This window comes from Bacillus sp. SD075 (assembly GCF_017355165.1).
In the GTDB taxonomy this organism is placed as follows: Bacteria; Bacillota; Bacilli; order Bacillales; family DSM-1321; genus Peribacillus.
The window spans coordinates 19,605-42,033 of record NZ_JADILK010000038.1 but is presented as its reverse complement, the minus strand read 5'-3'; the positions used below and the strand labels follow the sequence as shown (position 1 = coordinate 42,033).

General features: G+C 43.0%; 25 protein-coding genes and 2 tRNA genes. 16 read left to right on the top strand and 11 right to left on the bottom strand.

All coding sequences use genetic code 11. The annotated features are described in order from the left end of the window. Together IOC57_RS19820 and IOC57_RS19815 are read left to right on the top strand one after the other, a co-directional pair. Positions 1-91 (top strand) — tRNA-Ser (locus IOC57_RS19820). 3 nt (positions 92-94) lie between these two features. Beyond that, positions 95-166, top strand: a tRNA-Glu gene (locus tag IOC57_RS19815). A 41-nt stretch (positions 167-207) separates the two neighbouring features. On the opposite strand, the gene IOC57_RS19810 is transcribed toward IOC57_RS19815, so the two are convergent. Then, the gene (locus IOC57_RS19810; RefSeq protein ID WP_207440306.1) at positions 208-957 is read right to left on the bottom strand and encodes a TraR/DksA C4-type zinc finger protein; all 750 of its coding nucleotides are present in this window, start codon (positions 955-957) and stop codon (positions 208-210) included. 148 nt (positions 958-1,105) lie between these two features. After that, entirely contained in the window at positions 1,106-2,026 is a 921-nt protein-coding gene (locus IOC57_RS19805) for a 1,4-dihydroxy-2-naphthoate polyprenyltransferase (protein ID WP_207440305.1), read from the bottom strand. 300 nt (positions 2,027-2,326) lie between these two features. On the opposite strand from IOC57_RS19805, the gene IOC57_RS19800 reads away from it, so the two are divergent. The 7 genes from IOC57_RS19800 to IOC57_RS19770 all read left to right on the top strand — a co-directional run bounded on the left by IOC57_RS19800 (position 2,327) and on the right by IOC57_RS19770 (position 10,399). Beyond that, entirely contained in the window at positions 2,327-3,736 is a 1,410-nt protein-coding gene (locus tag IOC57_RS19800; RefSeq protein WP_207440304.1) for an isochorismate synthase, read from the top strand. After that, the gene (gene menD / locus IOC57_RS19795) at positions 3,729-5,480 is read left to right on the top strand and encodes a 2-succinyl-5-enolpyruvyl-6-hydroxy-3-cyclohexene-1-carboxylic-acid synthase (RefSeq protein WP_207440303.1); all 1,752 of its coding nucleotides are present in this window, start codon (positions 3,729-3,731) and stop codon (positions 5,478-5,480) included. Before IOC57_RS19800 ends, menD begins: the two co-directional genes overlap by 8 nt. Continuing rightward, positions 5,477-6,295 (top strand): 2-succinyl-6-hydroxy-2,4-cyclohexadiene-1-carboxylate synthase, encoded by an 819-nt coding sequence (menH, locus tag IOC57_RS19790; RefSeq protein ID WP_207440302.1) that lies wholly within the window; start codon positions 5,477-5,479, stop codon positions 6,293-6,295. Before menD ends, menH begins: the two co-directional genes overlap by 4 nt. A gap of 7 nt (positions 6,296-6,302) precedes the next feature. After that, positions 6,303-7,115 carry a 1,4-dihydroxy-2-naphthoyl-CoA synthase gene (gene menB, locus IOC57_RS19785; RefSeq protein WP_370029151.1) on the top strand — a complete coding sequence of 271 codons (813 nt, stop codon included), beginning with the start codon at positions 6,303-6,305 and terminating at the stop codon, positions 7,113-7,115. Between the two features lie 86 nt (positions 7,116-7,201). Then, complete coding sequence (locus IOC57_RS19780; protein WP_207440301.1) at positions 7,202-8,683, top strand: o-succinylbenzoate--CoA ligase; 1,482 nt, start codon at positions 7,202-7,204, stop codon at positions 8,681-8,683. Continuing rightward, complete coding sequence (gene menC, locus IOC57_RS19775; RefSeq protein ID WP_207440300.1) at positions 8,680-9,783, top strand: o-succinylbenzoate synthase; 1,104 nt, start codon at positions 8,680-8,682, stop codon at positions 9,781-9,783. The genes IOC57_RS19780 and menC overlap by 4 nt, the downstream gene beginning before the upstream one ends. 466 nt (positions 9,784-10,249) lie before the next feature. After that, positions 10,250-10,399 carry a hypothetical protein gene (locus IOC57_RS19770; protein WP_185151124.1) on the top strand — a complete coding sequence of 50 codons (150 nt, stop codon included), beginning with the start codon at positions 10,250-10,252 and terminating at the stop codon, positions 10,397-10,399. A 53-nt stretch (positions 10,400-10,452) separates the two neighbouring features. Here the strand turns inward: IOC57_RS19770 and IOC57_RS19765 are convergent, their stop codons facing one another. Further along, on the bottom strand, positions 10,453-11,148 hold the full coding sequence (locus IOC57_RS19765; RefSeq protein ID WP_207440299.1) for a response regulator: 696 nt from the start codon (positions 11,146-11,148) through the stop codon (positions 10,453-10,455). Then, complete coding sequence (locus tag IOC57_RS19760) at positions 11,141-12,751, bottom strand: ATP-binding protein (RefSeq protein WP_207440298.1); 1,611 nt, start codon at positions 12,749-12,751, stop codon at positions 11,141-11,143. Before IOC57_RS19760 ends, IOC57_RS19765 begins: the two co-directional genes overlap by 8 nt. A 140-nt stretch (positions 12,752-12,891) precedes the next feature. Here IOC57_RS19760 and IOC57_RS19755 point away from each other — a divergent pair, with 140 nt between their 5' ends. Then, on the top strand, positions 12,892-13,956 hold the full coding sequence (locus tag IOC57_RS19755; protein ID WP_207440297.1) for a DctP family TRAP transporter solute-binding subunit: 1,065 nt from the start codon (positions 12,892-12,894) through the stop codon (positions 13,954-13,956). A 50-nt stretch (positions 13,957-14,006) separates the two neighbouring features. Here IOC57_RS19755 and IOC57_RS19750 read toward each other — a convergent pair whose 3' ends face one another. Beyond that, positions 14,007-14,954 (bottom strand): metal ABC transporter solute-binding protein, Zn/Mn family, encoded by a 948-nt coding sequence (locus IOC57_RS19750; protein ID WP_207440296.1) that lies wholly within the window; start codon positions 14,952-14,954, stop codon positions 14,007-14,009. A 119-nt stretch (positions 14,955-15,073) separates the two neighbouring features. Further along, positions 15,074-15,295, bottom strand: a complete 222-nt coding sequence (gene yidD / locus IOC57_RS19745; protein ID WP_286185065.1) for a membrane protein insertion efficiency factor YidD — start codon at positions 15,293-15,295, stop codon at positions 15,074-15,076. Between the two features lie 209 nt (positions 15,296-15,504). On the opposite strand from yidD, the gene IOC57_RS19740 reads away from it, so the two are divergent. After that, positions 15,505-15,978, top strand: a complete 474-nt coding sequence (locus IOC57_RS19740; RefSeq protein ID WP_207440294.1) for an S-ribosylhomocysteine lyase — start codon at positions 15,505-15,507, stop codon at positions 15,976-15,978. A gap of 38 nt (positions 15,979-16,016) precedes the next feature. On the opposite strand, the gene ytzI is transcribed toward IOC57_RS19740, so the two are convergent. After that, complete coding sequence (ytzI, locus tag IOC57_RS19735; RefSeq protein WP_207440293.1) at positions 16,017-16,172, bottom strand: YtzI protein; 156 nt, start codon at positions 16,170-16,172, stop codon at positions 16,017-16,019. A gap of 124 nt (positions 16,173-16,296) precedes the next feature. Between ytzI and IOC57_RS19730 the strand changes: the two genes are divergently transcribed. Then, positions 16,297-16,737: a Dps family protein gene (locus IOC57_RS19730; RefSeq protein WP_207440292.1), complete on the top strand. Its 441-nt coding sequence runs from the start codon at positions 16,297-16,299 to the stop codon at positions 16,735-16,737. 95 nt (positions 16,738-16,832) lie between these two features. Here the strand turns inward: IOC57_RS19730 and IOC57_RS19725 are convergent, their stop codons facing one another. Further along, positions 16,833-17,099, bottom strand: coding sequence for a DUF6154 family protein (locus tag IOC57_RS19725; RefSeq protein WP_396020867.1), 267 nt, complete (start codon positions 17,097-17,099; stop codon positions 16,833-16,835). A 226-nt stretch (positions 17,100-17,325) separates the two neighbouring features. On the opposite strand from IOC57_RS19725, the gene IOC57_RS19720 reads away from it, so the two are divergent. Both IOC57_RS19720 and ytkD read left to right on the top strand, forming a co-directional pair. Continuing rightward, positions 17,326-17,676 (top strand): hydrolase, encoded by a 351-nt coding sequence (locus IOC57_RS19720; protein ID WP_207440290.1) that lies wholly within the window; start codon positions 17,326-17,328, stop codon positions 17,674-17,676. 113 nt (positions 17,677-17,789) lie between these two features. After that, on the top strand, positions 17,790-18,260 hold the full coding sequence (gene ytkD, locus IOC57_RS19715; protein WP_207440289.1) for an RNA deprotection pyrophosphohydrolase: 471 nt from the start codon (positions 17,790-17,792) through the stop codon (positions 18,258-18,260). Between the two features lie 68 nt (positions 18,261-18,328). Here ytkD and IOC57_RS19710 read toward each other — a convergent pair whose 3' ends face one another. Genes IOC57_RS19710 through IOC57_RS19700 form a run of 3 tightly spaced genes read right to left on the bottom strand, consistent with a single transcriptional unit; the run spans position 18,329 to position 20,864 of the window. Further along, positions 18,329-19,120 (bottom strand): ABC transporter permease, encoded by a 792-nt coding sequence (locus IOC57_RS19710; protein WP_286185063.1) that lies wholly within the window; start codon positions 19,118-19,120, stop codon positions 18,329-18,331. Next, positions 19,110-19,880: an ABC transporter ATP-binding protein gene (locus tag IOC57_RS19705; RefSeq protein WP_207440288.1), complete on the bottom strand. Its 771-nt coding sequence runs from the start codon at positions 19,878-19,880 to the stop codon at positions 19,110-19,112. The genes IOC57_RS19710 and IOC57_RS19705 overlap by 11 nt, the downstream gene beginning before the upstream one ends. Before the next feature lie 27 nt (positions 19,881-19,907). Next, positions 19,908-20,864, bottom strand: coding sequence for an ABC transporter substrate-binding protein (locus tag IOC57_RS19700; RefSeq protein WP_207440308.1), 957 nt, complete (start codon positions 20,862-20,864; stop codon positions 19,908-19,910). A 141-nt stretch (positions 20,865-21,005) separates the two neighbouring features. Between IOC57_RS19700 and IOC57_RS19695 the strand changes: the two genes are divergently transcribed. Both IOC57_RS19695 and IOC57_RS19690 read left to right on the top strand, forming a co-directional pair. Then, positions 21,006-21,833 (top strand): alpha/beta hydrolase family protein, encoded by an 828-nt coding sequence (locus tag IOC57_RS19695; RefSeq protein ID WP_207440287.1) that lies wholly within the window; start codon positions 21,006-21,008, stop codon positions 21,831-21,833. A gap of 48 nt (positions 21,834-21,881) precedes the next feature. Continuing rightward, entirely contained in the window at positions 21,882-22,124 is a 243-nt protein-coding gene (locus IOC57_RS19690) for a DUF2584 domain-containing protein (RefSeq protein WP_207440286.1), read from the top strand. Positions 22,125-22,429 lie beyond the last annotated feature (305 nt).

Below are 22,429 nucleotides of genomic sequence, written 5' to 3'. Positions count from 1 at the left end.
GGGGAAGTACTCAAGAGGCTGAAGAGGCGCCCCTGCTAAGGGTGTAGGTCGCGCGAGCGGCGCGAGGGTTCAAATCCCTCCTTCTCCGCCATTTGGCCCGTTGGTCAAGCGGTTAAGACACCGCCCTTTCACGGCGGTAACACGGGTTCGAATCCCGTACGGGTCATAACAAAAAGGGAAGCATACATTCATGTATGCTTCTTTTTTTCATTTCTTTTCATTGATATAACTATCTTTTTGTCTATAGGGAATGGATCCAAGATTGGATTCTATATTTTCTTCTTCCAGTCTATCTTTAAATTCCTTTTGCTTTTTGTTCGGCATATCCACTCTATTTCTTCCTTCGATATCATTTGCGGCAAATCCTTCATAGTCTTCAGGAAATCCGTTCGTTTCATCTTCGGTTTTATAAAAATCATTATAATTGCCATGATCGCCTGTATAATCAGATGGCGTTTCGGATGTACCGAATTTGGCAACTTCACCAAAGCTATCTTCTTTATCTACGATTTCGATTCCATGACGATTTTCAAAATGATCACCCTTGGATGGAATCAGTATATCCTCTTCCGCTGGACGGTCTTGTGAAAGTGGCCTTTCTGGGGCATGCTCGACACAGTGGAGGGTGCTTGGGATCACTTCAAGCCTCTCGATGGGTATCTCCATATTGCAGGTTTTACAACGCCCATACGATCCTTCTTCTAAGGCTTTCAAAGCATCATCGATTTTCTCCATTTCGGATTCTGCATGCTCATCGAGTGCTTGATTCCGTTCGATCTCGAATAATTCGGTTCCTAGGTCACCAGGATGATTATCATAGGACGATAATTCACCTACGGATTCCGTCTGGCTTTTATCCAGAACCGATTGTTCATCATTTTGAATTCTATTACTTAGCTCATTTTTTTCTTGAAGCAGTTCATTTTTGAATTTTTGCGTTTGTTGTTTCGTTGCCATATCCGATTCACTCCTTCTGAAGTTCGATATCTTATTTTTTATTAGTATGATGGTTGTATTATCTATTACCCAAATCAGAGTATAGGAAAACAATATGGAATGGATGACAGAAAAAAGGACTGAGCCTCATCCGCTCAGTCCTTGGAGATTATATTAGATAGCTGATGAATAATCCAATGGCCATGAGTAAGCCAAAGAAGGTGTTCGTTTGCGCTGTGGCCTTCATTGCTGGCACCATCGTGATCGGTTGCGTTTTACCTACGAAGCCTTTGATTGCCGCCATGGCTTTCGGGATGCTTAGGAAGGCAAGGAGAATCCATGGCGTTACGCTTCCGGTAAGGACTAGTCCAACAAGCCAGAGATAAGAGAAAGCGAACATGACTGCCATGAATGTCAGGGCGTTTTTCCTGCCCATCACTACTGGCATCGTTTTTCGGCCATGTGCCTTATCGCCATCATGGTCACGTAGGTTATTGGATAAGTTGATCAACCCGACCAATATTCCACTTGGAATGGCAATTAAGATGGCTGTTGAAGAAACAAAACCGGTTTGAATGAAAAAGGCAATCAGGATTATCAAAAAGCCCATGAATAATCCAGAAAAAAGCTCCCCGAATGGTGTATATGAAATGGGCAGGGGACCGCCTGTATAAAGATAGCCGACAAGCATGCAAACCAGTCCTACTGCAGCAAGCCACCAAGATGATACGGCACAGATATAGATGCCCAGTAGCAAGGCGATGGCATACATGCCAAGGGCCAAGGTCATGATTAGTTTAGGGGTCATCCCATGACGCACGATCCCTCCTCCGATGCCTACGGATTCCTCTGTATCCAAGCCTCTTTTGAAATCATAGTATTCATTGAATAAATTGGTTGCAGCTTGAATCAGGATACTTGCGATCATCATGGCAGCGAATAGTAACCAATTCACTCCATCTTCCAAAAGTGCAATCACAGTTCCTAGTAAAACTGGGACAAAAGCTGCGGTTAGTGTATGTGGACGAATTAACTCCCACCAAATCTTCCAGGTCCGTTTAAGGGGAAGTCCGTCATATTCTGTTTGCATTATTTCTCTCCTCAAAATCATTATTAGTTCTCTCGAAATTATAACAAATATTGAAATGTTGCACAAAAGGTTATCCTAATAAATGCAGCAAAAGTGGGTAAGGGTGATAATGGGTAATCATGTGATGATGAATTTCCAAAATCAAGGACATTTCTCTACATTCGCTAAGATTCATATAATAAGGAAAAAAGCAGGAAAGAATCGGTCGGTAAAGGGGCGTTTTATTGACATGAGGTTGAAGGGAGGTGTATCTTTAAATAGGTTAAAAAGCTTTTAAAATGTACATTTGGGGGGATTTTTTTGGCTATCTCAGAGGAAACTGAACAGTTTCAGGGACTGGCTTCAGCTATACAAAAGGCGAAGGACTTGAATGATCAAGTTCTATTCAGTCATATTAAGAAAGTTAATTGCAACAACCCCCTTTCATTTTATCAAGCTGGAAGAGAACGGTACGCGGGTGAACGCTTTTTCTGGGAGGACCCTGCAAAGGAAATAACCATCACCGGTTTAGGCAATGTTAAGAAACTCAAAGCGGCATCGAATGCCGAACGTTATAGAGAAGTCGAAAAGAGCTGGATCAAACTGCAGAATAATGCTGTCAAAACAGGGGTGACTGATTTAGAAGCGACAGGTCCTTTACTGTTTGGGGGCTTTTCTTTTGATTATGAAACGGACAGTACGCTCCTTTGGAATCAGTTCGGGGACAACCTGTTTTATATACCTGCCTTCATGCTGTCAATAGTGGGGAAACAAGCTTACTTAACGACAAACTTACTTTGTTCGCCTGATGATTCAGAAAAACTCTTCATAGATATGATAAATGAACGGGAAGCTTTCCTTTTCGAAAGCTTGGATGGCAATGGATTGGGGGCCAATTCCCTGGTTATGCAGAGGGAAGTCGAACCTGAGGAATGGAAGCAGACGGTCGCAGAGGCTGTTCAGGAAATCAAGACGACAGATCTCGACAAGATCGTTTTGGCAAGGGAGATTCGACTTGTTTTTGAACGTTCCATCGATTCAGGGAAAGTGCTTGAACAATTGATTGCTGAACAGCCATTAAGCTATATTTTCAGTTTGGAGGCTGGTGGTGACTGTTTTGTCGGTGCCACCCCTGAACGTTTAATTAAAAAACAGGGAAATGAAGTTTTCTCTACCTGTCTTGCTGGATCGATGGGGCGAGGGAAAGATGAGCAAGAAGATGTTCGTCTTGGTGAAGAATTGCTTCATGACCAAAAGAATTTACATGAGCATCAATATGTTGTGTCGATGATATCCAATGCTTTTGAATCTGTATGCGAAAAGGTGATGGTTCCGGCCGAACCGGCACTTATGAAAAACCGTCATATCCAGCATTTATACACACCGGTCCGAGGTCTATCAAAGGAAGGTGTCACGATTTTTGAATTCGTCGAGAATCTTCATCCTACACCTGCTATGGGCGGACTTCCAAAAGATAAGGCCGTTGTCCGAATTCGGGAAATGGAAGGTATGGAACGCGGCTTTTATGCAGGTCCTTTAGGCTGGGTGGATACGTATGGAAACGGGGAATTCGCTGTAGGGATACGTTCCGCCCTAATACAGAACAATGAGGCATCGCTCTTTGCCGGATGCGGAGTAGTGGAGGATTCGACTCCCGAAAGTGAATTCCGGGAAACGGGGATTAAATTCAATCCGATGTTAAGTGCTTTAGGAGGAAATCTTAATGAATGACCGAGATGCATTGACAGCGTATGCTGCTTCATTCGTCGATGAGCTGGCACAAAATGAGGTGAGGCATGTGGTGGTGAGCCCAGGTTCACGATCCACGCCCCTAGCTTTACTGCTAGTGGAACATCCTGATATCGAAATCCATATTAATGTGGATGAGCGTTCGGCTGCTTTTTTTGCCCTTGGTTTGGCTAAGGCCTTAAAAGAACCTGTCGGACTTCTTTGTACGTCCGGTACAGCAGCTGCAAACTATTACCCAGCCGTCATTGAGGCTTTCTATTCAAGAGTGCCGCTTATTGTACTTACCGCTGACCGTCCGCATGAATTGCGTGATGTCGGAGCCCCGCAGGCGATCGATCAGATACATCTTTATGGAAGGCATGTAAAATGGTTTGTCGAAATGGCACTTCCCGAAAGCACGGATGGGATGATGCGGTATTCCAGGACGGTCGGTGCAAGGGCAGTGGCTACAGCGGCAACTGAACCTGCAGGGCCTGTACATTTGAATTTCCCGCTTCGTGAACCTTTGATTCCGGACCTGGAGCAGGCAAAGGAGTACAGGCAAAATAAAATGAAGCCTGCAGTTCTGATTGACAGTGGCGAACGGTCACTGTCCACATCACAAATAGAATCGGTTGCAACTACATTGTCACAAGCTAAGCAAGGTATGATTGTATGTGGCGAATTACCTCATCCAGAGATGAAGGAAGCCATCGTCACATTAGCTGAAAAACTTGCTTTTCCGGTATTGGCTGATCCTCTTTCACAGTTAAGGAGCGGAAGTCATGACAAGGCCGTTGTAATTGATGCGTACGATACATTTCTACGCGATGAAGCTGCAAAGGCGGCTTTCACGCCGGAAGTGATCTTGCGTTTCGGGGCAATGCCTGTTTCTAAACCCTTATTGTTATTCATGAAAAAACAAAAACAGGCAATCACTCTGGTCGTCGATGGCGGGGCAGGCTGGCGCGAACCGGCCGGATTGGCAACCAATATGATTTACAGTGAAGAGAAAGATTTTTGCCAGCGGATTGCTGATAAAATTACTTCTTCCCCTGATGATGAATGGCTTGGCTTATGGCAAACCGTCAATGGAGCGACAAAGGATGCCTTAGCCTCCGTCAGGGATGAAGCGGAGTTAAGTGAAGGCAAGCTGTTCGCCCTGCTTGCTGATATGATGCCATTGGAATCCACATTGTTTGTCGGGAATAGTATGCCCATACGTGATTTGGATACTTTCTTTTTGAATAATGGAAAAGGAATCAAAACCATTGCAAATCGCGGGGCGAATGGCATCGATGGTGTCGTTTCCACTGCGCTTGGCGTAGGCACGGTATCGAAAAATACCGTGCTGGCAATCGGGGATTTAAGCTTTTTCCACGATATGAATGGCTTGCTTGCGTCAAAACTTCAAAAGCAAAATATCACGATATTGCTGATTAACAATGATGGCGGCGGCATTTTCTCCTTCTTGCCGCAGGCGAATGAGAGGGAACATTTCGAAACGCTATTCGGCACGCCTCATGGGCTCGATTTTTCCCATACTGCCCAGCTTTATGGCGGTAAATACAACAAGGTGCAAAGTTGGGATGAGTTAGAGAAGGTATTTGCGGAGTCATTCAAAATTCAAGGTCTGAAAATCATCGAAGTACCGACAGAAAGAGAGTCCAATTTACAAAAGCATCGAAATTTGTGGAGCTTTGTTTCCCAGGAAATAAAAATGGTGTTAGACAGGGAAATATCATGAATATTGTCAGCAAGGATGTCAAATATGCTGTTGAAATAACGGGAAATGGAGATCCTCTTGTACTTTTGCATGGATTTACGGGAAATCGTGATACATGGAAATTCCTCGTTCCGCTACTGGGTGACCGGTATACCATGATAATGGTCGACATCATCGGACATGGCATGTCTGAGTCACCAGCCGGGCATCGAAGGTATGAGATGGAGCGTGTGGCTGAGGATATCAAGTATATTTTGGATGTGTTACATATCCCGAAAGCCCATATTCTTGGATACTCAATGGGTGGAAGGCTCGGATTGGGATTTGCCTGTTTGTATCCTGAGTATGTTGATACCTTGATTTTAGAGAGCGCTTCACCAGGCCTTTTAACGGAAGAGGAACGGGAAATCCGGAGGGGAAATGATAAGGAGCTTGCCGAACGGATTCTTGCAAATGGCATGGAGGCGTTTGTGGATCAATGGGAAAACATCCCGCTGTTTGAAAGTCAAAAACGGTTGTCGGCCAAAATCAGGTCGGCCATTCGGGAGCAGCGGTTAGCAAATGACCCTTCCGGCCTTTCCAATAGCCTTCTTGGTATGGGGACCGGCAGCCAGGCTTCATACTGGGAACAACTGCCAACCCTTGATTTCCCTGTGCTCCTTGTTACTGGTGAACTTGACCGGAAGTTTTGTGAAATTGCGGACTCGATGAAAAAAAAGCTGAAATGCGCCGAATGGAAAATAATAAATGATGCGGGACATGCGATTCATGTGGAAGTTGGAGAAAAGTTTGGTAAAATAATAAGTGAGTTTTTAAGCGAAAGAAGGAGGAATTAAGGTGACGATACAATGGGAAACAATACGTGAGTATGATGAGATTTTATATGAAAAATATAACGGGATTGCGAAAGTATCCATCAACCGACCACATGTACATAATGCATTCACGCCAAAAACGACTGCTGAAATGATTGATGCATTCGCAAGGGCCCGTGATGATTCCAGCATTGGTGTCATTATTTTAACAGGTGTAGGCGGCAAAGCATTCTGTTCAGGCGGAGATCAAAAAGTACGCGGAAATGGTGGATATGTAGGTGAAGATAACATTCCGCGTCTAAATGTCCTTGATTTGCAACGCTTGATTCGCGTAATTCCAAAACCGGTTGTAGCCATGGTTGCAGGATATGCAATTGGTGGCGGTAATGTCTTGAACGTGGTATGTGACTTGACGATTGCTGCTGACAATGCAATTTTCGGACAAACTGGACCGAATGTGGGAAGCTTTGATGCCGGTTATGGTTCTGGCTACCTGGCTCGTATCGTGGGTCATAAAAAGGCGCGTGAAATCTGGTACTTATGCCGTCAATACAACGCACAGGAAGCATTGGATATGGGATTGGTCAACACGGTTGTACCATTAGACCAATTAGAAGCGGAAACAGTTAAATGGTGTGAAGAAATGCTTGAGAAGAGCCCCACTGCACTTCGTTTCTTGAAAGCGGCAATGAACGCTGATACTGATGGCCTTGCAGGTCTTCAACAATTGGCTGGTGACGCTACACTTTTATACTATACTACAGAAGAAGCAAAAGAAGGCCGCGATGCATTCAAAGAAAAACGCACTCCGGACTTTGGGCAATTCCCTCGTTTCCCTTAATGAAACGCGTGAATCGATGAGACTGACAGCTTGGCGGGAAATCGCCGGGCTGTTTTCTATATCAAAATGGAAGAGGGTAAGCAGCGATGGCAGAAGAAAAGTTGCCGAACTGGCTGAAAAATCGGGCGCATCTTTCACCGGATCGTCCGGCTATTGAGTTTGAAGGTCATACGTATAGCTTTCTTGAACTGCATACATTATCGGAGAAGATGGCTGGTAAGCTGGCAAGCATTGGTCTGGGTGCTGGCGATTCATGTGCGGTTTTGCTGCGTAACCATATTGATGGTGTTATTGTTATCCATGCACTATTTTATCTTGGTGTGAAGATTGTGATGCTGAATAATAAGCTAACGGCAAAAGAGTTGTCCTGGCAGATAGAGGATAGTGGAACCGCCAATCTGGTTTCAGAAGGGTCCTTCTCTGGCAAACTCTCTGATATTGGTAAGATCCTCCCGGGTTTGAACCTCCATTTAGCGGAAGAATTGCCGGATGAAGGCACGGCAGAGATTCTTCAAGAGTTTTATCTTGAGGATACCGCAACGATCATGTATACATCCGGTACGACAGGAAATCCAAAAGGTGTGATCCAAACATTTGGCAACCATTGGTGGAGTGCCGTCGGATCGGTTCTGAACCTTGGATTGCATGAGGAGGATTCTTGGTATTGTGCGGTTCCGATCTTTCATATTAGCGGATTATCCATCCTGATGAAAAATGTGATTTATGGCATGAAGGTCGTTTTGGCGGAACGGTTCGATGAACGGGAAACTAACCGGAGCATCCAGGAAAGCGGCGTGTCGATCATTTCGGTCGTGACGGCGATGCTGAATAGGATGGTGCAGGATTTGAAGGGAACAAGCTATCCAAAAACCTTTCGCTGTATCCTGTTGGGCGGCGGCCCAGCACCCGTCCATTTGCTTGAAGCATGTAAAGAGAAAGGGATTCCTGTCTATCAAACATATGGGATGACCGAAACGGCTTCACAGATTGTGACGCTGGCACCGGAGTATAGCATGACAAAAATCGGATCAGCTGGAAAGCCTTTATTTCCTTCGCAGTTACGGATAGAGAAAGACGGCACTATATGTGAACCGGGTGAAGTGGGTGAAATCGTGGTTTCAGGTCCGAATGTGACGAAAGGCTATTTTAATCGGATGGACGCTACACAGCAGGCCATTATCGATGGATGGCTTTATACTGGGGACCTTGGTTATCTCGATGTGGAAGGCTTTTTATATGTGCTTGACCGACGCTCGGATTTAATCATCTCCGGCGGTGAAAATGTCTATCCGGCCGAAATTGAAAATGTCCTTAGTAAGCACCCTGATGTTTTCGAAGCGGGAGTAACGGGGACTGACGATGAAAAATGGGGACAGGTCCCACTCGCTTTTGTCGTCTTGCATCAAGGTGCAGAGCTTGATGAGAGCGAACTGCTGGAGTATTGCAGAGAGTACTTGGCACCCTATAAAATTCCCCGAAACGTTATTTTTTGCGAGTGGCTTCCGCGGAATGGAGCAAGCAAGCTTCTGAGACGGGAACTGAAGAAGGAAATGGGGGAGTGGCAATGAAGTTATCCTCCATTTCCTTGAAACTGATTAAGGCCCCTTTAAAGCGGCCATTCAAGACGCATCTCGAAACGGTAAGCGACCGGGAAGTGATAATTGTCGAAGCCATGGATGTAGACGGATTGATTGGATACGGGGAAGCTGTCCCTTTTACAAGTCCTTGGTATACCGAGGAAACGATCAAAACATGTTTTCATATGTTGGATGATTTCTTAATCCCGCTGACATTGGCCAGTCAGATCAGGCATCCTGATGAGCTGCCGAACTTATGGGACGGAATCAGACGGAATGCGATGGCGAAGTCAGCTCTAGAGCAGGCAATCCTCGATTTATATGCGAAGCAGGAAGGAGTCTACCTCGGACGGCTGTTTGGCGGCGAACGAAGTGAAGTGGCCGCTGGTGTAGTTATTGCATCCAATGATATAGAAGATGCGATGCACCAAATCGAGGATTTTTCCGGATCTGGTTATCAGCGTTATAAAATAAAAATCAATCCTCAAAATGATCTAGAGTTTTTAGCGGAAATACGTCGGGCCTATCCCGATATCCCGCTAATGGCAGATGCCAATTCAGCATACACCCTTGATGATATCCCACATCTTCAGAAGCTTGATGTGTTTAAGCTGATGATGATTGAACAGCCGCTGGGACATGACGACATTGTGGAACATTCATTTTTGCAGAAACAGCTGCAGACACCCATTTGCCTTGATGAAAGCATAAATTCATTCCATGATGCCAAAAGTGCGCTGTCGCTCCAGAGCTGCGGGGTGATCAACATTAAGATGGCTAAAGTCGGCGGCTGGACGGAAGCTGTAAGAATCCATGATCTATGCCTAGGAAATGGTGTGCCCGTTTGGTGCGGCGGTATGATTGAATTTGGCATTTCACGTGCGCATAATATTGCACTTGCCACATTAAAAGGGTTCACGATTCCCGGGGATATATCATCTTCATCCCGTTATTGGGATGAAGATGTAATCGATCCTGAAGTCATTGTCAAAAATGGCATGATCCAAGTTCCTGATAAAGCTGGAATCGGTTTTGCCATCAATGAAAAGCGGCTAAAGGAATTGACTACATATAGTAAACAGTACAAGTGAAACATCAAAGGAGGTGCAATACACCTCTTTTGATCCAAAATTGATCCTATCTCCTTTTGCCCCCCAGGCCCTATGTAAATCACCCATTTAGTATTTTTTTGACGGAAACCCCACCCTTTTGGAAAATGATTTTAATAGGATAAATAAAAAAATATCAGTTTGTCGACAAAAGAAGGTTCGATTGATCTGGCCCCGCCTTCATGGTCTCCTTTTTTATATGGTTGAAACCCTCATTGGATATCTGAAATGAACCTGGAACTTTTAATTTGTCTACAGTCTGCAAATCTTTTTTATTTCAGGTATTACCTATATAAAATGAGTTTTTAGAGAAGGAAAATCCTTTAAAAAGGCCGATCAGGCATAAAATTTATCAGAAAATGGGGCTTTGTCTATTTTTTCTTTATTGGATTATTTTGTATAATGAAATTAAAAGAATGGCAACCAAGGGAAAGGGAGGGGAGAGTGTATGAAGAAAAAACCGTACCTAATTGCGGAAATTCTACTAAGAAGAGGCATGCCGGACTATGTCATTAAAGAAGTGACGGCATTGGAAGAGTGCGAACTGTTTCTTTTGAAGAGAAAGTGGGGCTTATATGACCGGAAGACAGGTGCGTAAATGAATAAAAGTAAAAAGGGAACCGTTTTGGTTCTGGCCGGTCCCCATGAGTTTTAAGGTTTTTTAAGCCGGTACCTATTGACTGGGCGGCCTATGCTGCCATACTGTACATCAAGCTGAAGGACTTCCTCGCCATGCAAATATTCAAGATAGCGCCTTGCTGTTACCCTGGCGATTCCAATCCCATCAGCCACTTCTTCTGCAGATAGTGACCCAGGCTGGGTCTTTATGAACTTCGTCACTTGCTCAAGAGTCGCGCCATTCAATCCTTTGGGAACATCATATTTCGGACTCGCTTCTGAATCTGTTTTAGTTTGAAAGAGAATTCGGTCGAGCTGATTTTGAGAAATTTGATGATCAGGTTCAACCTCCATCCGAAAAGCAAAGTATTGTTCCAGAGTATGTTTTAGCCTTTCGAATTTAAATGGCTTGATTAAATAGTCAAAAGCCCCGTTCTGCATCATTTTTCTGATCGTTTTCTGATCATTTGCCGCTGAAATGATGATGACATCCACATCCATTTGCTCTTTTCTGATTTGATAAAGTGTATCAACCCCGTTTAAAGATGGCATGAAGATGTCCAAAATGACAAGGTCGGGTTTAGACTGCCTGATTTTTTCCAGACCTTCAAGCCCATTGAAAGCTGTATCAACGACCTTAAAGGCAGGCAGGCGCTCGATGAATTGTTTGTTGACCTCTTGGACCATTGGATCGTCTTCAATTAAAAGTACACGAATTTCGTTAGTCATTTCGGTTCTCCTCCATTTCGTGCATCGGAAAAGAAAGAAAAAAGCTTGTTCCTTCGTTAGGGCGTGTCGTGAATTTCATTTCGCCGTTCGCTTTTTTAACAATTTGGTCTATTAGATAAAGACCAATTCCTGATCCTTCCGCACCTTTTGTTGTAAAACCATATTCGAATATATCTTTATGAATGTCCTCGGGAATGCCGGGGCCATTATCCTCAAGCACGATTTGACAATGGCGTTCATCCTGGTAGATGGATAGATAAACCTGTTTTGTTTCCTCTGAACAATGCTTTAGCGCTGCATATGAGTTTTCGATCAGGTTTCCAATTATCAATACAAAATCGTGATGATCCAAATCAGCGGGGAAGCGGTCCAATTTCGTGTGCTTGTCCATGATGAGCTCGATTCCGAGTTCACGCCCCAAGGAAATCTTGCTTAATAGCAGCCCCACTAAATTATCATCGTGAATGTGCTTCGTTAAAAATCTGGTCAGTTCCTCCTGTTCTTCCGTGATATGGAAAATGTAATGGAGAGCTTCGTCAAGATTACCTAGCTGTATCAATCCCGCTATCGTATGAAGTTTGTTCATATATTCATGGTTTTGAACACGCAGGGCTTCAACGAATGCTTTGACACTAGTCAACTCTTCAGCTAGCTTCGTCACATCGGTGCGATCCTGGAATATGGCCACGGCACCAATCGTTTTATCCGCAATCTTTATTGGTACCCTGCTGCTTACAATATTCCTGTTCTGAACGGAGATTTCCTGATTGAAGATGGGCGATGTCCGGTCGAGCACTTCCGGGAGACGGGTATCATGTATGATATCATTGATATTCTTACCAATGACTGCACCGTTAATATTGAATATTTGCTTAGCCTTTTCATTGAAAATCGTGATTGTCTGATTATTATCTATGGCGATGACCCCTTCATGCATGGCATTGAAAGCAGCTGTCCTTTCAACCAACATCCGTGAAATTTCATGTGGTTCAAGTTGGAAGGTCTCTTTTTTTATCCTTCTTGCCATGAGCCATGAGCCGCATACACCGAATAGAAGTGTAAGGACCAGGATAATCGCTATTTCGCCTTTCAGGTCCTTGATTAATTCCGGAATAGTAGGCAAGATATTCCCAACCAGCACGACGCCGATTTGTTCTCTATCTCTATCAAGGATCGGGACAAAGGCACGGACGGAAATGCCAAGTTCGCCAGCAGCCTTTGAAAGGTATTCGTGTTCAGCGAACGCAGCGCTTTCATCGCTGCTGCCCGAGGGGGTTCCCAATAGACTGAACACCGGGTGGGAATAGCGTATATGCTGATTGTTGAGCACAACAATATAATCAGCTTGATGGATTTTCCTTAAGTTTTCAATAATCGGATTAAGCTGCGTCCAGCCTTCAGGCTTACGAACCAATTTTTGTACTTCTGGGAGTTCGGCGATGGTATGGGCAGTGATCATGGATCGTTTGCCGATTTCATCTTCCCTGACCGAAACGATATTTCCGAAAATAAAAATCCCGCCTATTAGTATCGAAAAAGCGACGATTACGAATGATAGCAGGGTGATTTTAATTTGAATGGGCATATGAAAGGATTTATCCATTGTTTTTCCTCCATTACTTCTATACTTTATAGTAACAGAATTTCCATCACTTTTCGCTATTTTTCGCGCATTGTATTACGACAGTAGAAAGCTGTGATAGAATAGTGATAATGTGAAGTGAGCGGTGAGGAGTTGTCGGTATGCGTACATTATGGGGGTACTTCTTATTAATTGTCTTGGGGCTGTTGATAGCAGTGTATATATCGTTTCAATCGTTCTTTACAGGTTTCGGTTTCAATTTGCCGGAGGATGAGGAGCAGGTCGGGATGAAGGATCAAATCGTGATTAAGTTCAGTCATGTCGTTGCCGAAAATACACCTAAAGGGCTAGCTGCGAACCGTTTTGCCAAACTAGTCGATGAATATACAGAACATCGTGTTAAAATTGAAGTTTATCCTAATCAGTCATTATATAGTGATCATGAAGAAATCGAAGCATTACAGGAAAACAAGGTGCAGATGATTGCTCCAACTACATCTAAAATTACGAGCATATCAAAGAAATGGATGCTATTGGACCTCCCTTACGTCTTTCCAACGGACGCTGCCTTGCAGGAAGCGCTGAATGGGGAAGTGGGGGAAGAGCTGCTAGAGCAGCTGAATACCATCGATATCGAGGGACTCGCATTTTGGTCGAATAACTATAAGCAGGTTACAAGCAGTAAACCGATACGGCATCCAAGTGATTTTGCCGGAAGGAATTTCAGAATCATGCCAAGTGCAGTCCTGGAAAGCCAATTCAAGCATTTTGGGGCGACAACCTCTGAGCTGGAGTTTAATGAAACGTTTAAAAGCCTTGAAATAAATGAAACGGACAGCCAGGAAAATACGATTTCGAATATCTATTCCAAGAAATTATATGAGGTGCAAAAATATTTAACGATCAGTGATCATGGCTATTTAGGATATGTAGTCATGATAAACAAGCCATTTTGGAACAAACTCCCCTTGGACATTCAGCAGCAAATCCAACGGGCAATGGATGATACAACGAAATGGCTCTGGATCAGATCAAATGAATTGAATCAGGAGCAGCTTAGGGAAATCCAGCAAAAATCGACTATCGATATCTATACACTGTCAGATGAAGAAAAAAAAGAATGGATGGATGAGATGACGGTCATCTATCCGGAATTCGAATCAACGATTGGAACAGAATTGATGACGAAAATGGAAAAAATCCGTGAGAAGCATTTAAAGGAATAATTAAATGATGGGAAAAAGGAGTGGACCCAAAAGGGCCCGCTCCTTTTTTTCTATTGCAATGCAGTTTGAAGTGTCTTGATATTTTTTTCCATTAAACTGAAGTAATCTTCTCCTGCTTCGATATCTTTATCAGTCAATACAGAAAGGTTATGGAGCTCTAGTGATTTCGCTCCCATTTCCTTCTGGATGATCTCGGTTAGTTTAGAACTGATATTTTGCTCAAAGATGACGTAGTTGAGGTCTTCTTCTTCAGCCATGTTCACGATTTTTCCCAGTTCTTTTTGAGAAGGTTCGTTTGAAGAGGTTAGTCCTGTGACACCAATTTGTTCCAATCCGTAGCGTTCCTCCCAATAACCATATGCAGAATGGGAAACGATGATTTTATTGGTACGGCCCGACTCGATCGTGGCCGCGAATTTTTCATCTAGTGCCTTAAGCTTTTCGGAAAGCTTGTTGAACTGGCTGTTGAAATATTCTTCCTGTTCAGGCATTTTTTTCGTTAACTCGTCCTTGATGGTTTTAGCCATGTCAATGGAATAGATGGGATCTAACCACAAATGCGGATTGACGCCCCCATGGTCATGACCTTCATCTTCATGAGCATGTTCTTCTTCGTGTGCTTGCTCATCTTCATCAAGATGAACCGCTTCACCCACTGCGATCGTACCGACGCCTTCTTTGCTTAGAATGGGTTCAGCCTTGGTTACAAAGCCTTCAAGATTATAGCCAATATAGAAAAACAGGTCTGACTCAGCCATTTTTACAATATCTTTTTGGGAAGGTTCGAATGAATGTTCATCCGTTCCGGGAGGATAAATAGTCTCGACGTTTACATACTCCCCGCCAATGGCCTCAGTGAAGTATTGTAAAGGGTAAACTGTCGTATATATATCTAAGGCATCCTTGGTTTCTTTACTCGATTCTCCCTTTGAATTGCCGCAGGCTGAGAGAAATAGCACAGTAACAAGGAAAAGTGAGAGTAATGCTCGAATTTTCATATGAAATGCTCCTTTATAATTCGTATTGATTACGATTTGTGTTTTATGTGGTAAAAACGAAATGATTACGATTTGACCTCTGTATGATACAAAAGATTGCAAAAGAAAGCAAGGTTTTTTTAATGGTCCTCACTTTTTTCTTTTTTTTCAGGAACAAGATCAATGCCTCCTGGATGAAACGGATGACATTTAAGAATCCGGATGAGTGCTAACCAGCTTCCTTTTATAGGTCCGAAACGATTGATCGCTTCCAAACCGTAATGGGAACAAGTTGGGTAAAAACGGCAGGTAGGCGGTTTTAATGGAGAAATAGCAACTTGGTAAAAACGGATGAATCCCATTAATATTTTTTTCAACACAATGCTTTCATCTCTTTTCGAGTAAATTCACTACCCTCCATTATAGCATATTTTCTGAATTTCCAATAAGGGCAAAAAAGGAATAAGCATATTGGTAATCCGATTGATATAATGAGAATTAATTTTAATGGATGAAATATATTGTTATTCAAGGTAAAATAGAGATGACATACAATTAAGGAGTGAATTAAATGCCTTCAGTTGAAAGCTTTGAATTAGATCATAATGCTGTTAAAGCTCCATATGTTAGACATTGCGGTGTCCATAAGGTAGGAACAGACGGTGTTGTTAATAAATTTGATATCCGTTTTTGCCAGCCGAATAAACAAGCGATGAAGCCGGATACGATCCATACACTGGAACACTTGCTTGCATTCAATATCCGTAAGCATTCCGAGCGCTACGATCACTTTGATATAATCGATATCTCGCCAATGGGATGTCAAACAGGATATTACCTTGTGGTCAGCGGCGAGCCGACAGTGACGGAAATCATCGATGTTCTTGAAGATACATTCAAGGATGCTGTTACAATCACGGAAATTCCTGCTGCAAACGAAAAACAATGCGGCCAAGCAAAATTGCATGATCTTGAAGGAGCTAAGAAATTAATGAATTTCTGGCTTGCACAAGATAAAGAAAATCTTCATAAAGTTTTCGGTTAATAAAAAAAGTTCCTGTCTATTTGTGACAGGAACTTTTTTTATTTTTCAGGTTCTTCTTTTTCCCCCTCATCCTCAGGCAAAGGATCGACCGGATCCACTGTATGCTTGTAGCTGTAACCTTTTCCGATTGTTAGAACCGATAAGGCCAATACAATCAGTATCACAATAATGGAGATAACTAAAACAGTAATCATACTTAACAGCTCCTAACGTTCACAATTTACATTCATTTTAGCATAAGAACCGAGTCATAAAATGTTTCAATTTACGAATAGAGGGAATTATAAAGGTATAACCAACTTACGGAGGTAGATATTTATGGCTCAGAAGAAATTAGGAACTTTAGTGAATAAGGAAATTGCCAACTTCAGTGTTCTTTATACGAAAATTCATAATTACCACTGGTTCGTGAATGGACCGCACTTCTTTGAACTTCACCAAAAATTGGAAGAACTATACAAAGAAGTGACATCCAACTATGACGAATTGGCTGAAAGACTATTGGCCATTGGTGAAAAGCCGGTTGCAACCCTTAAAGAGTACATGGAATTAACTACGATCGAAGAAGCGACAGGGAAAGAAAATACAGAAGATATGGTTCAAAGCGTCATCAGTGATTTTGAGAAGCTTTCCAAAGAGTTCCTGGAAATCATCGAAGTAGCCGAAGAAGAAGATCCGGTTACGGCTGATATGCTGACAGGCATGAAGAAAAGTTTAAACAAACATGCTTGGATGCTGCGTGCGTATTTAGGACATTAAGGTATAGGAAAAGCTCTGCTTCGGTAGGGCTTTTTCTTTTGGCCAAAATAATAAAAAGGCATCCATCAAAAGAGGGACACCTGACAAGGTATGTATTAATGAATGTTTCTTGGCGGAAAATGTGTAGGTTTCGTGTCGTTCATACCATTTTGAGCGAACTTCCCTTTTAACGTTTCAATAATGTAAAGGCCCATTAAATTGGTTAGTTCTTGATCATCCATCTCTTGAAGCAATTCGAAAATTTCTTTGCGGTCAAGCTGTTCGAGAACCGCAAAGGTAAGCATATCAATATCTTCTTCATCACCAGTCATCTTATCACGGTACATATTGTATAATTCTTCAATTAACTTCAAAACGCTCACCTCACACTTATTAGAAATCCGTTATCTCTTTATATGTAGGTTATCAAAAAAACCTCTGGGTGCATATAAAAATATTAAGGGATGCTTGGGCTTATTATATGTTTTACCCTTTGAAAGATACTTTAATCTATTATTTAACATCTTTGTTCTTCTGTAAACAAAATTTTCCATTGTATGAAGTAGGGAAATACGTGAAAAATAAGCGTAGGAAATATGGAAAGGGTGGATGAATGTGTCTGAAAAAAGGAAAAAATATTACATTTGGATTCCGAATGGGCAGATAACACAAGATAGGGAAAGTTCTCCATGGAATTTCGAGATCGAGGCGACCGATAATGAAATCATCAAATTACGTGAATTATTTGATTATAATTATTCAGTAGGGGAAGAAAATTTTTACCGGGCACATGTCCCATACCTTCAATATCATTTTGACCGTGAAAATGATAAACAGGATATCACTCTCCAAAAAATTTATGAGATGATTTATGCTCTGGGTACTGAAGAAGGAAGAAGACATATAGAAAGCATGGGGATTTTACAGGCAAAAGCAACAGACGATGGCCTCGAATATTGAGGGTCCATCGTTTTTTTGATGTGTTGAAGATTCTGGCTGGATAGTGTTTTTTTTAACCCATATAATGAATGGAGGGCCATAGCATTATTTCTTATACGGAGAGAAGGGGAAAAATGAAACGTTTTCTTGATAAGAACGGATATAAGGTGGAATTCTCGGAGGATCCCGTCTTTGGAGAGCCTTGGCATGTTTTTGTGCTTAGCAGTTATAAGGGCAGGTGGGTATTGACCAAACACAGGGAGCGTGGATTGGAGTTCCCAGGAGGAAAGCGGGAATCAGGGGAATCGATTGAAGAAACGGCCAGACGGGAAGTGTATGAAGAAACAGGAGGTGTGGTGGGCCAACTGCAATTTTTGGGACAATATAAAGTATATGATCCATTGAAGCCATTCGTTAAATCCATATACTATGCTGCATTGGTAGAAGTAGAGAAGAAACAGAATTACCTGGAAACGGAAGGCCCAATCTTTTTGGAAGCATTGCCGGATGTACTCGGTGAGGAATTTAGCTTCATCATGAAAGACGAGATTGTACCGTTGAGCTTATCAAGACTGGATGCTTGTATTTTGCTGAGGAACGAGTGAATCGCCGAAACTACTTCATGTTTATCTCAGCATGATTGAAAAACTGCCGAGGATCATCGGCAGTTTGGTTAGTCTTTGATTAATTTTCGTTCGAGCAGTTCGACTAGTTGATACATGATTGTGGCAAAGACGGCAATGATCATCAAGGCAAGCATTACGAGGGTGAAGTTGAAAACTTGAAAGCCATAAATAATGAGGTAGCCGAGTCCTTTTGCCGAAACAAGGAATTCCCCGACGATGACGCCAACCCAGGAGAGGCCGACATTCACTTTCAATGTTGAGATGATTGTTGGAAAGGATGCGGGTAATATGGCTTCCCGAAAAGCTTGTGTTCTTGTGGCGCCAAAAGTTTGGAGTACCTTCAGGTAGTTCGGATCCACTTCGCGAAAGGCTGTGTAGACGACAATGGTGGTGATGATGATGGAGATGATCGCCCCCATCGAGATGATGGATGGAAAGCCAGGACCGAATGCTACGATGATGATGGGGCCGAGTGCCACTTTCGGCATGGCATTTAAAATGACGAGATAGGGGTCAAGTGTTTTTGATAATTTCGGCGACCACCAAAGCAGGGATGCCAGGATCGTTCCAAGCAGTGTCCCAATGATAAAGCCGAGAACGGTCTCGAATAGCGTGACTCCGGAATGGGATAACAGTGTTCCATCACCTAATTTCTGTATGAAAAGATTCCATACTTTAGTTGGGGAGCTGAAGATGAGCGGATCGATCACTTCCATCCTGGACAAAAGTTCCCAACTGCTGAAAAAAACGATGAAAATCAGGATCTGATAAAAGCGAATGAGCCTGTTTTCTTTTTTTAATGAAGTTTTATATTGGTTATGAAGCTGTTCAATATTCAAGGGTCTCAAGCTCCTTCCAGATCGTTTGGAATAGCATCGGGTACTGTGGATGATTGCGTGCATGGAAAGGCGTGAGTTCACGCAGTTCATCGGGCACCTTAAACGTTTTGTGCACGCTTCCCGGGTTTGCGGAAAACAGATAAATGCGGTCACTCATTGCAATGGCTTCACCGATATCATGGGTGACAAGCACGGCTGTCTTTCCAAAGGATTTCAGGGTTTCAAAAACAAGGTCTTCAAGTTTTAACTTCGTTTGGTAATCAAGAGCCGAAAACGGTTCATCAAGCAAAAGGATTTTTGGATCGACCGCCAGTGTCCGTGCCAGTGCAGCCCTTTGCCTCATTCCTCCCGAGAGTTCGCGCGGATATAATTTTCCGGTGCCTCCCAATCCAACGTCACTTAAAAGTTTCAGCGTTTTTATTCTCTCAAGGCCTTCATCTTTTTTAATCAGTTTCAATCCTAATAATATATTTTCTTCAATCGTCTTCCATGGAAATAGATAATCCTGCTGCAGCATATAGCCAATTGAAAGGCCACTGTTGGATTTCAGCGGTTTGTTTTCGAGCAGGATCTTTCCCGCAGTGGGCGGAAATAGCCCGGCGATAATGGAAAGCAGGGTGGTCTTTCCGCAGCCGCTCGGACCTAGAAAAGAGACGAATTCACCTTTTTCAATGTCGAGGGAAATGTCCGCTAGTGCGGTCGCTGCCGTCTGATTTGAAAAATAAGTATGGTGAATGTCTTGGATTTTTAAAAAGCTCATCGGACATCCTCCTTACCTTTAGCTATGCTATTTTATGACATCTTCAGCAAAATCGGTATTGACCAGCTCTTCATGGCTTATACGCGAAGGCAGCTCGCCTGCTTCATCCATGATGTTTTGCAGATTGTTCCACTCTTCTTCATCAAGAATGGGGTCCGTGGCAAAGGATCCTTGTTCTTTGTAGCGATTGATAACTGTTTCCATCGTCTCGATATTGGTATCCTCAAAATACGGCTGAATGACTTCAGCAATTTCAGCAGCATCATTTTCCTGAACCCAATCCTGTGCTTTCTTCAATGCCCTCGTGAATTTTTCGACAGTCTCTTTGTCATCTTTCAAATAGCTTTCCTTAGCCATATAAACTGTATAGGGAAGATGCCCCGACTCTGTGCCGAAAGAAGCGACAATATAGCCTTTTCCTTCTTTTTCGAACACACTGGCTGTTGGTTCGAACAGTTGAACAAAATCGCCGGTTCCGGAAGCGAAGGCAGTTGCGACATTCGCAAAATCAATATTCTGGATGAGGTTCAAATCTTTTTTCGGGTCTATGTTATGTTTTTTCAATACGAACTCGCCGGCCATTTGCGGCATCCCGCCTTTTCGCTGGCCTAGGAATGTAGAGTTTTTCAGCATATCCCAATTGAAGTTGTCAATTTTTTCACGTGAAACAAGAAACGTTCCATCCGTCTGTGTTAATTGAGCGAAGTTGATGACCGGGTCATTCGAACCTTGTGCCTGAACATAAATCGATGTTTCAGAGCCAACGAGGGCGATATCCGCCCCATTGGATAGAAGCGTGGTCATCGTCTTGTCTCCGCCTGCAGTCGTTTTCAAATCAATGCTTAGACCTTCCTCTTTAAAAAATCCTCTTTCAATCGCTACATATTGCGGTGTATAGAAAAGGGAGCGGGTTACTTCGGCCACTCTGACCTTCGTTGTATCATTTTCCTTGTTGCCACATGCTCCAAGCGGGATCACCAGCATGCACAGAAGTAAAAATACGGCACCTGCTTTATACCATTTTTTCAAAATTCCTTCCTCCTTGATATATAGGTATTTTGCCTACATTATCGTATGAACGGAAGAAAAAAATGTGAATGCCTCTCAGGGGATAAAAACAAGCGGATGTTTTACAATAAGATTAAAGAGAAAGGAGAGTGGAAATTGGAGAACGGAACGATTATTTCAAAACGGCGGTTTCCATCACCGCATCCACAAATCCATCTTTATTCAGTTACATACATATCACAAGGCCTGAAGGTGAAGGGGCTGCTTGCCGAACCGGTTTATGGCGAAATACATGATGCCTTCTTATATTTACGAGGCGGGATTAAAAATGTCGGCAAGGTGAGACCTGCAAGGATCGTACAGTATGCCGTAGAAGGTTTCATCGTCTTTGCCCCTTTTTACCGTGGAAATCAAGGCGGAGAGGGAGATGAGGATTTTGGAGGCGAAGATAGATTCGATGCGATATCAGGATTCAATCTTCTTGAACAGCATCCCCGGGTGAACAAAGACCACATTCATATCCTCGGATTTTCCCGTGGCGGCATCATGGCGCTTTGGACTGGGATCTATTGCAGGAATGCCGCCTCGATCGTCACATGGGGAGGTGTGTCGGATATGTTTTTAACATATGTCGAACGTGTCGATATGCGGCGGATGATGAAGCGGGTCATAGGCGGAACACCTAAAAAATGCCCCAATCAATATGAATACCGTACGCCATTGTTTGCGATTGAAGATTTGAATGTACCCGTCCTGATCATTCATGGTGAAAAAGATGACAATGTCGCCATTGAACATGCGTACAGGTTGGAAAAAAGGCTGAAAATGCATGACAAAGAGGTCGAAAGCTGGTATTTCCAGCAATTCACGCATTACTTCCCACCGGCCGTGAACAGAAAAGTAGTCGAAGATTTAACATCTTGGATGAAAAGTAAAACCGAATAATGATAAAATGAAGTATACTAAGTATATTGGCAAGAGGAGGAGATACACATGGGCATGCCTATGGAGCTAAATACCATGATCGTTACAAAAGGGAACGAAACCCGTGAAGAAGAAAACATTTTTCGGCTGTCGAAAGCTGGTTACAGGTTATACCCTATCGACATTCCAATCGATGTCCGCAAATCGATTCAATCTGACTCAAGCGGAACAGCCGTTATCCAAAAAATTGAATGGACGAGTGAAAAGACCATCATTACGTACCAACTGCTATCACTGAATTCAACTAACTAAATAGACAGGCGCTTGCCGTGAATAGTCTTCACTGTAAGCGCTTTTTTTGATTGAGTTGCAGAATTCGAGTTGTGAGCCAATAATTTCACCACCAATTCGGCTCATGTGCTAAAAGTTCGGCCTGTGCACCCATAATTCGACCTAAACGTCCATAATCGGCCGTATACGCCCATAAATCGACCTGCGCTCGCATAACCCGACCTCCACACCTATAATCCATCCTACGACTTGTCTGCACAAGTGGATATTCAATCTTCGAAATGATGGTCACTACAAGAGTGGTAAAATGGTGTAAAGCGCATGGG

Bases quoted from the DNA above. Each gene is read 5' to 3' on its own strand.
- IOC57_RS19810 (WP_207440306.1), bottom strand. From the start codon at position 957: ATGGCAACGAAACAACAAACGCAAAAATTCAAAAATGAACTGCTTCAA.
- IOC57_RS19805 (WP_207440305.1), bottom strand. From the start codon at position 2,026: ATGCAAACAGAATATGACGGACTTCCCCTTAAACGGACCTGGAAGATT.
- menD (WP_207440303.1), top strand. From the start codon at position 3,729: ATGAATGACCGAGATGCATTGACAGCGTATGCTGCTTCATTCGTCGAT.
- menH (WP_207440302.1), top strand. From the start codon at position 5,477: ATGAATATTGTCAGCAAGGATGTCAAATATGCTGTTGAAATAACGGGA.
- IOC57_RS19780 (WP_207440301.1), top strand. From the start codon at position 7,202: ATGGCAGAAGAAAAGTTGCCGAACTGGCTGAAAAATCGGGCGCATCTT.
- menC (WP_207440300.1), top strand. From the start codon at position 8,680: ATGAAGTTATCCTCCATTTCCTTGAAACTGATTAAGGCCCCTTTAAAG.
- IOC57_RS19770 (WP_185151124.1), top strand. From the start codon at position 10,250: ATGAAGAAAAAACCGTACCTAATTGCGGAAATTCTACTAAGAAGAGGC.
- IOC57_RS19765 (WP_207440299.1), bottom strand. From the start codon at position 11,148: ATGACTAACGAAATTCGTGTACTTTTAATTGAAGACGATCCAATGGTC.
- IOC57_RS19760 (WP_207440298.1), bottom strand. From the start codon at position 12,751: ATGGATAAATCCTTTCATATGCCCATTCAAATTAAAATCACCCTGCTA.
- IOC57_RS19755 (WP_207440297.1), top strand. From the start codon at position 12,892: ATGCGTACATTATGGGGGTACTTCTTATTAATTGTCTTGGGGCTGTTG.
- IOC57_RS19750 (WP_207440296.1), bottom strand. From the start codon at position 14,954: ATGAAAATTCGAGCATTACTCTCACTTTTCCTTGTTACTGTGCTATTT.
- yidD (WP_286185065.1), bottom strand. From the start codon at position 15,295: ATGGGATTCATCCGTTTTTACCAAGTTGCTATTTCTCCATTAAAACCG.
- IOC57_RS19740 (WP_207440294.1), top strand. From the start codon at position 15,505: ATGCCTTCAGTTGAAAGCTTTGAATTAGATCATAATGCTGTTAAAGCT.
- ytzI (WP_207440293.1), bottom strand. From the start codon at position 16,172: ATGATTACTGTTTTAGTTATCTCCATTATTGTGATACTGATTGTATTG.
- IOC57_RS19730 (WP_207440292.1), top strand. From the start codon at position 16,297: ATGGCTCAGAAGAAATTAGGAACTTTAGTGAATAAGGAAATTGCCAAC.
- IOC57_RS19720 (WP_207440290.1), top strand. From the start codon at position 17,326: ATGAATGTGTCTGAAAAAAGGAAAAAATATTACATTTGGATTCCGAAT.
- ytkD (WP_207440289.1), top strand. From the start codon at position 17,790: ATGAAACGTTTTCTTGATAAGAACGGATATAAGGTGGAATTCTCGGAG.
- IOC57_RS19705 (WP_207440288.1), bottom strand. From the start codon at position 19,880: ATGAGCTTTTTAAAAATCCAAGACATTCACCATACTTATTTTTCAAAT.
- IOC57_RS19700 (WP_207440308.1), bottom strand. From the start codon at position 20,864: ATGCTGGTGATCCCGCTTGGAGCATGTGGCAACAAGGAAAATGATACA.
- IOC57_RS19695 (WP_207440287.1), top strand. From the start codon at position 21,006: ATGTTTTACAATAAGATTAAAGAGAAAGGAGAGTGGAAATTGGAGAAC.
- IOC57_RS19690 (WP_207440286.1), top strand. From the start codon at position 21,882: ATGGGCATGCCTATGGAGCTAAATACCATGATCGTTACAAAAGGGAAC.